Source organism: Streptomyces sp. NPDC002671 (assembly GCF_053592475.1).
This window is the reverse complement of the sequence record NZ_JBSFVU010000113.1, coordinates 1-7,036: the sequence shown is the minus strand read 5'-3', so window position 1 is coordinate 7,036 and position 7,036 is coordinate 1. Positions and strand designations below refer to the sequence as shown.

Sequence of the window (7,036 nt, the reverse complement as noted above, 5' to 3'; positions counted from 1 at the left end):
CACCCAAGACAACGACTGCTGAACACACGAAACAGAAGACACCTGGGTCACTTTTGACCCGCCCAAACTGGGTCACGGTTCAGCCGCCGCCGACACAACCCGTCGTCAGGTATACGGGCTTGCCGTCCACCAGGTGCTCGTAGGTCGTGCGAACACAGTAGTCGCCGTCGGCAATACCGAGCCGCGCCGCGATGTCATGGGGAGCGGAGATCACGGCGTCGCTGCGCCCTCCCCATGACTCGCGTTCGCCAAGCACGCCCACTGCTGACAGGCGGACCAGGTCGAGCACGTGTGCAGCGTGGCTCGCCATCGCCAGGCTTGGGGCCGGGCCTGATTCGGTGCGCCTCGGTGAGGTGCCGGCTGTCCACATGGGCGCCTGTGGGTGACCCCCACGTCGGGGCGATTCGTAGGGGGCGAGGTCGCCTGACGTAGGTGCGGGCCCTCTCCTGTTCCGGCATGCCACCTGCGGTGATGCCCCAAGATCCCGTCCACGCCTCGTCCACAGCCCCCGACATGCGGCCGCTTCGAGCGGCACATGGCTGCACAAACACGAAGACTTCGTACTCAGCGTTTCCGCTGGTCACGGGGTCTTAAGGCACCTCAGAAGGGGTCCCCCGGCGGGGCGCTCGGACCGTGGGGCCGGACGGAACCGCTGGTCGGCGGCGGGCAGCTGGTGATCGAGGCGGTTGTGTCCGGCTGAATCGGTAGGTCGGCGGCGCTTGACCGCAGGGCCGGGTCCTGGCAGGAGCCGCAAGCTGGTCGTGCCGGACGGTCTGTGACCTGCGGGGATTCTCCGGTTGTGCCGATGTCGGCGCATCTGCCCAGGACCCGGAAGGGTTGATGGTGTGGTGCGCCCGCCCATGTCTTTCGACAAGGTTCACGCTGGCATAGGAGGCAAGCTAAAATCTAAGGTAGATTCAATCTACGTAATATCGAAACTGTGTTTTGGTCGAGAGGGTGCTGCCTGTGGAATTCAAGGGGAGGGTGGCTGACCTGGATCTGCTGGCTCGACAGCTCGGCCTGGTGATCGAGGGCGTGGGCGCCACCCGAGGGCGGGCCGTGATCATGACCGGGCGGCGCCGGGTGGGGAAGTCTCGCCTGGTCCAGGAGTTCTGTGACCGGTCCCGGGTTCCGTACGTGGTCTTCCAGGCGACCCGGGGCCGCAACGCCGTGGCCGAGCGGGCGGACTTCACAGGGGCGCTCGCCCAGTCCGCCCTACCGGGGGCGGAGCTGGTGGCCGGGCTGCAGGCCGCGGATTGGAATCAGGCGCTGCGCTCACTGGCCGTCGCGGTTCCGGACGACGTCCCGAGCATCGCGGTGATCGACGAGGTGCCGTGGCTGGTCGAGCAGGACGCGGAGTTCGAGGGGGCGCTGCAGACCGTCTGGGACCGTCACCTGTCCGCCAAGCCGGTCCTGCTCATCCTGGTCGGCAGCGACATGTCGGTGATGGAGGCGCTGCAGTCGTATGGCCGCCCGTTCTTCGGGCGGGCGGCGAAGATGACCGTACGGCCGCTGCACCTGGGCGATGTGCAGGCCATGACCGGGCTGGATGCGGCGGACGCGGTGGACGCGCTGCTGATCACGGGAGGCTTTCCGGAAATCGTTCAGTCGTGGCGGCCAGGGGTGAGCCGGGCGGACTTCCTGCGCGAGGCGGTGGCGAATCCGCTGTCTCCGCTACTGGTGGCGGGCGAGCTGTCGCTGCTGGGGGAGTTCCCCGAGGCCTCGCACTCGCGGGCGGTGCTGGAGGCGGTGGGCAGCGGCGAGCGGACCTTCTCCACCATCGCTGCACAGGCCGGGGGAACAGGTGCCCTGCCATCGGGCACGCTGTCCCCGCTGCTGAACACCTTGCAGGCCAAGCGGGTTCTGGCGGCCGACCTGCCGCTGTCCGCAAAGGCCGACACCAAGAACAAGCGCTACCGCATCGCCGATCCGTATCTCCGTTTCTGGCTGGCGTTCCTGCAGCGGGGTATCCCGCTCATCGAGCGCGGCCGGGGCGATCTTGCCCTGGAGCGCATCGAGCGGTCCTGGACCACTTGGCGGGGGCGCGCGGTCGAGCCGCTCATCCGCGAGTCGCTGTTGCGGCTGTTGCCCGACGAGCGATGGCCGGAGACTGAAGCGGTCGGCGGCTGGTGGAACCGGCAGAACAACCCCGAGATCGACCTGGTCGGCACCGACCGTGAACCCGTCGCGGGCGCGGTGCACTTCGTCGGCTCCATCAAGTGGCTGGAGTCCCAGCCGTTCGGCCGGCGCGAATACGACGCCCTGGCTCGGGACGTACTCGCGGTGCCCGGCGCCGGGCCGGACACGCCGCTGGTCGCGGTGTCCCGCAGCGGTGTCGTCGGCAGTCTGCCGCTTGCGGTCCACTGGGGGCCTGAAGATCTGGTCCGCGCCTGGCAGTAGTGGAGAGACGGTGAGGCATCGGGTAAGCGGCTCAGGATGCCCAGTGCCGGTAGGCCTCCACCCAGGCCCACCCTTCAGGCGCGGGTTCGGGCAGCGGTAGGTCGAGGAGGCCGATCGCCTGACGGTGTCGACCGCGTCCGCACAGGGCGACGACGCCGCTGCCGGACCGGAGCTGGACGGCGGTGACGGTTACGGCGACGCTGAGCACGGCTGTGTCGAACGGGAGGGCGAGGCGGTCCTCGACGACTGCATGGAGGGCGGCGAGTTGTTCGTACTCGTCGTAGGCATCGACGATCGCCTCCGCGACCATGGCGGCGAGCGCGGTGGTGGTGGGCCTCATCGTCTGTGGTGCCTTTCCGCGCGCAGGAGTTCCGCGAGGCGGGCGCCGACAGGGGTGATGCTCGGCACGGGCTCGTGTGTGTAGTGACTCTTCTTGCGACGGCACAGCAGTTCCTCCCCATTCCGCTCCCAGGTGAACGCGGGCTTGCGCAGGAGCGTACGGAACACGGCGTCGGCGTTCTCGGTATGCCGCTGGACCAGACGGCGGATGACCATGGGGGAGACGGAGTCGTCGTTCAGGTACTCCCGGAGCTGCGTCAGGTAGGTGCGGTTACGGGCCAGAGCGGGATCGGCGAACAGCGCGTCGAGACGGCCGAAGCCGGCGTAGTAGCAGATGCCTTCGGTCTCGTCACAGATCACAGCGACGTCGTCCGCGTCGAGAAGCTCTTCGGGCAGGCTGCTGAGTTCGTCGAGCGAGGGCCCGCTGTTCCTCGCCTGCGCGGCGGCCTTGTCGTCAAGTCCGGCGAGGGCCTTCTCCTGCCGGTGACGGTGATACTCGCGCAATCGGACTTGCGCCTCTGCCGGCTCCAGGACGAGCAGGTCGGTGCCGAACAGTTCGACGAAGTCGGCACAGGCCTCGGCCTGCATCTCCCAGGCCATGCGCAGCATCTCGGGATTGCGGCGCAGCAGCTGCGGATTGACAGCCAGGGTCTGGACGGCGACCTGCGCCAACTCCGAACCGTCGCCGGGCGGGTAGGCGGTGAGGTTGCCGCTGACCACCCAGGCGTCGGTGCCCGGGTGGACGGGCACGATGCGCGCGGCAACGAACATCCCCTTGCGCAGATTCCCCAGAGCACGCCGCCCCAGGTTGGAGTGGACCCGGTAGACGAGGTCGTCCAGCAGGTTGTGCAGGACGGCGGCGCCTCGATCGGAGCCCTGTACCTCGAAGAGCCCCTCGACCACGTCGCGCCAGCCGAGCAGCATCGCACGTTCGTCCTCCGACAGCGGCGGCCGCCGCTGGGCCACGAACTGCTCGACGACTGTGGAGCCGTCCGCCAGCCGGTACTGCAGTGCGAAGTGGTCGATCGTCTGGATGGCGGTCGCCTCGTCCAGGAAGCCGAGTCGGTCCTCGGCCTCGTCGAGCCGGGCATCCAGTCGCCGGGCGAAGCGCCGACCCTGCGCGAACGCCACCAGCTCGCTCTTGAGATCTCCGCTCAGTGCCACCAGCCTTCCGACTGGGGGGAGCGCCGTGGGGGAACCGTTCTGGTCCACTTCTTCCTGCCTGCTCTTCAAGTTTCTGCCGTACGACGCGAGCCGCCCCCTGCGAGCGCGGCGCGCGTCTGTCTGGGGCATGTGTCAGGAGCCGGACGGCCGGGGTCGACCGGTGAGTTGGTGGGCGAGCCGGTCGGCGTTGAGGGCACGCACGGCGGTGTCGACGGCATCGCGGTCGGCGAGGTCGACGCCCCGCGCGGCGAGGGCGGCCGAGATCTGCTTGGCCGGACCCCACGCCTCCTCGTCGTCGAAGGCCGCGCGAAAGGCGGACGCGTACGCAACGACTGCGGTGATGACGGGAGAAATCCATGGCTGCTCGACACCGCGTTCGGTGAGCGCGAAAGTCACCCATTGCGTCAGCACGGCGGGCAAGAGCATGCGGTGCTCCTGATCGAGTACGGCCTTGCGGGGCAGCCAGTCCTCCAGGAAGCCGGCGACCTGGCCGGGGCTCCAGCACAGCGGACCGCGGCTGAGGTAGTTCTCTCCATAGTCCAGGAACAGATCGGCCAGCGACCTGACGGTGTCGGCTTCCTGCGCCGCATCGGAGCGGAAGGCGGTGAACGCGTCCAGCAGACGGGCGCGTTCGGTTTCGTCGAGCGGTTGGTGTTCGGGCCAGTCGGGCAGGTGGTCTCGGCAGCGTGCCCAGGCCAGGGCCCGCAGGGCGACCACGTCCTCGTCGGCCTGGCGGGGCCAGGCCATGTCCGTCAGCCGCAACGCCAGGGCGAGATCCGCGAGCACCTCGCCCGCGTCCTGTTCGGTCGACGGCATCGGCACCTCGCCGTCCTCCCGCATCGCCTCCCATGCTTCGGCCGCCGCCGGCGTCAGCAGCGCCAGCTTGTCGACCATCGTGCCGCCGACCTCGCTGATCTGCGCCATCAGCGTGTGCGGGACGGGACCGTCGTACTCGACGAACAGCACTCGCTCGCTGTCCCACACATCCACCGCGCGCCAGGCCCGCACCGGGCGGTGAGGCGCGGCCGCGTGCCAGGCGGGCAGCGGCTGCGACCCGGCGAGGATCTCCACCGTCTCGCCGAGCATGGAGCGGCTGCTGGGCGGGCCGACCCGCTCCAGCGCGGCCACCGCGGCAAGGCCATGCGGGGACGGTGTCGTCGAAGCCCGTCCCACCACCTCAAGACAGAGCGCCTGCTCCGGCTCGCGCTCCATCATCCCGGCGGCCAGCCAGGCCTCGCCTAGACACCCGCTCGCCCACGCCTCCACCGCGAGGACATTCCTGTCTTCCAGACGCTGCGTTCGGGCCTCCCGCAGGACACGATCCGACAGTCGCAGGGGATGCGGCGAACGGCGTACGGACTTCTTGCCGCCACCCGGCTTGCGGCGGCCACGGCTCTTCGGCATGCCATCGAGTCTGGCAGAGCAGGGTGGGACGCGGACCGGATGGTCGAGGACAGCCCCCGCTGGGGTGACTGCGCGGGTGCGCCGACGCGGTTCCATTCACGGTCTTGACTTGCAGCTTTCCGTGAACGGGTAGTCGCAGGTTGGGCGCCCCGGCAGGATTCGAGCCTGCGCACACGGCTCCGGAGGCCCTTACACCTCGCAGTATCCTTCCTGTTCAGCGCCCTGCAATCGGCTGAGTAGCGTATATCGGTCCACGAGTGGTCCACAGCTCCTAACGGGTCGAGTGTGGTCGTTCGAGGATCCCTCCGTGAGCCCGCCCCGGTCGGGGGGATTTCAAAGGGACGCTACGGGGTAGGGCCAGTTGCTGTGATTGCTGTATCCGGCTGCTGTACAGCAGGATCCAGGTGGGGTCATGGCACGGAGCAGGAACTGCCGAACGGCTCCTGGTGGGCAACGACGGGCGTCCGTGGTTGCTTTGGCGCGAGTGATCACGGCCCCGTAAGCTTCCGGAGCGTTGGGCAGTCTGTGGACAGCAGGCTGAGCCCTTGCCCTGGCTGCAGAAGCTTCGAGTATCTGGTGCTCCCGATGTGGCAGGCCGACATCATCTACTACGGGCTGAATCCAGCGGACTACATGCACCAAGAGTTCGACGAGGCACGGGGCGACGTCGACGAGAGCTGGGACCCAAGAGCAACGGTTCCGTCCTGGCGCGACCTCGTCTGATCCTCTACGCCTGCGCGGAGCGTCGACCCGAGCCATACTCCACGCTCGCCCCCCTCAACTCCCCAGGCCACGTTGAGACTTCGTCTGGATCTTCTTGCGGACCTGACATACCCTCAAGTCGTGATCGGCGGTGCGTGGGGGGTGCGGCAGTGACGCAGGAGCAGTTCGGCTGGCTCTCGGAGGCCATATCGACCTTCGGCGCGTCGTGCAAGGACATGGTGAACGGACCGGGCGACCCCGAGGCGTCCATCCGCCCGCCGATGCAGAAGCTCCTAGAGACTGTGGGCAGTCACGATGCCTTGGACGGCGTTCTGTGGCACTCCGAAACTCCTCTGCGTGATGTGGGTGTGCGCCCCGACTATGCAGTCGAGGTACACGGCGACATCGTCGGTTACATCGAAGTCAAGCGTCCCGGTCATTCTGTTGACCCGGAAAAGTTCACGGGGCGTAACAAGAAGCAGTGGGAGCGACTGCGTGACCTGCCGAACGTGCTCTACACCAACGGCACGGAGTGGCGGCTTTTTCGCACCGGGGAGCAGATCGGCACCCCGGTCGTCTTCGAGGGCGATTTGGCCAGTGCAGGACGGTCGTTAACCGCTCGTGAGCCTGCAGCGTTCAACAGTCTCCTGAGGACTTTCCTGCACTGGGTTCCCGAGCCAATTCGCCATGCCTCGGCTCTGGTTCGGCGCACTGCACCGCTGTGCCGCCTGTTGCGCGCGGCGGTCCTGGAGCAATTGGAGTTCGAGGGCAGGTATGCGGCGGAGGGCGCGCGTCGTGAGGAGTTGCGGTTCACAGGGCTGAAGAACGACTGGCGCAGGCTGCTCTTTCCGACGGCCGATGATGCCACCTTCGCCGACGGCTACGCCCAGGCAGTGACTTTCGCGCTGCTGCTGGCGCGCACCGAGGACATCTCTGTCCCTCCCCTCGTAGCGTGAAGACCGTGACTGCAGGGGAAGTTGGGAGTCATGGCGGAGAAGCGACGGAAGTTCGATCCGGAGTTCCGTGA

7 protein-coding genes are annotated in these 7,036 nt (G+C 67.9%); 3 read left to right on the top strand and 4 right to left on the bottom strand.

Features of this window, described 5'->3' with window-relative positions; all coding sequences use genetic code 11:
* Positions 1 to 79: 79 nt before the first annotated feature.
* Positions 80 to 289: a hypothetical protein gene (locus ACWD35_RS44550; RefSeq protein WP_451357034.1), complete on the bottom strand. Its 210-nt coding sequence runs from the start codon at positions 287 to 289 to the stop codon at positions 80 to 82.
* Between the two features lie 677 nt (positions 290 to 966).
* Between ACWD35_RS44550 and ACWD35_RS44545 the strand changes: the two genes are divergently transcribed.
* Positions 967 to 2,400 (top strand): ATP-binding protein, encoded by a 1,434-nt coding sequence (locus ACWD35_RS44545; protein WP_451357033.1) that lies wholly within the window; start codon positions 967 to 969, stop codon positions 2,398 to 2,400.
* A gap of 31 nt (positions 2,401 to 2,431) precedes the next feature.
* Here the strand turns inward: ACWD35_RS44545 and ACWD35_RS44540 are convergent, their stop codons facing one another.
* The 3 genes from ACWD35_RS44540 to ACWD35_RS44530 all read right to left on the bottom strand — a co-directional run bounded on the left by ACWD35_RS44540 (position 2,432) and on the right by ACWD35_RS44530 (position 5,307).
* Positions 2,432 to 2,740 carry a hypothetical protein gene (locus tag ACWD35_RS44540; RefSeq protein ID WP_451357032.1) on the bottom strand — a complete coding sequence of 103 codons (309 nt, stop codon included), beginning with the start codon at positions 2,738 to 2,740 and terminating at the stop codon, positions 2,432 to 2,434.
* Positions 2,737 to 3,903: a hypothetical protein gene (locus ACWD35_RS44535; RefSeq protein ID WP_451357031.1), complete on the bottom strand. Its 1,167-nt coding sequence runs from the start codon at positions 3,901 to 3,903 to the stop codon at positions 2,737 to 2,739. Before ACWD35_RS44535 ends, ACWD35_RS44540 begins: the two co-directional genes overlap by 4 nt.
* Before the next feature lie 132 nt (positions 3,904 to 4,035).
* A complete protein-coding gene (locus tag ACWD35_RS44530; RefSeq protein ID WP_451357030.1) occupies positions 4,036 to 5,307 on the bottom strand; it encodes a hypothetical protein in 1,272 nt (423 codons plus the stop codon).
* Positions 5,308 to 5,892: 585 nt separating this feature from the next.
* Between ACWD35_RS44530 and ACWD35_RS44525 the strand changes: the two genes are divergently transcribed.
* Together ACWD35_RS44525 and ACWD35_RS44520 are read left to right on the top strand one after the other, a co-directional pair.
* Positions 5,893 to 6,030: a hypothetical protein gene (locus tag ACWD35_RS44525; RefSeq protein ID WP_451357029.1), complete on the top strand. Its 138-nt coding sequence runs from the start codon at positions 5,893 to 5,895 to the stop codon at positions 6,028 to 6,030.
* Between the two features lie 149 nt (positions 6,031 to 6,179).
* Positions 6,180 to 6,965, top strand: a complete 786-nt coding sequence (locus ACWD35_RS44520) for a hypothetical protein (protein ID WP_451357028.1) — start codon at positions 6,180 to 6,182, stop codon at positions 6,963 to 6,965.
* Positions 6,966 to 7,036 lie beyond the last annotated feature (71 nt).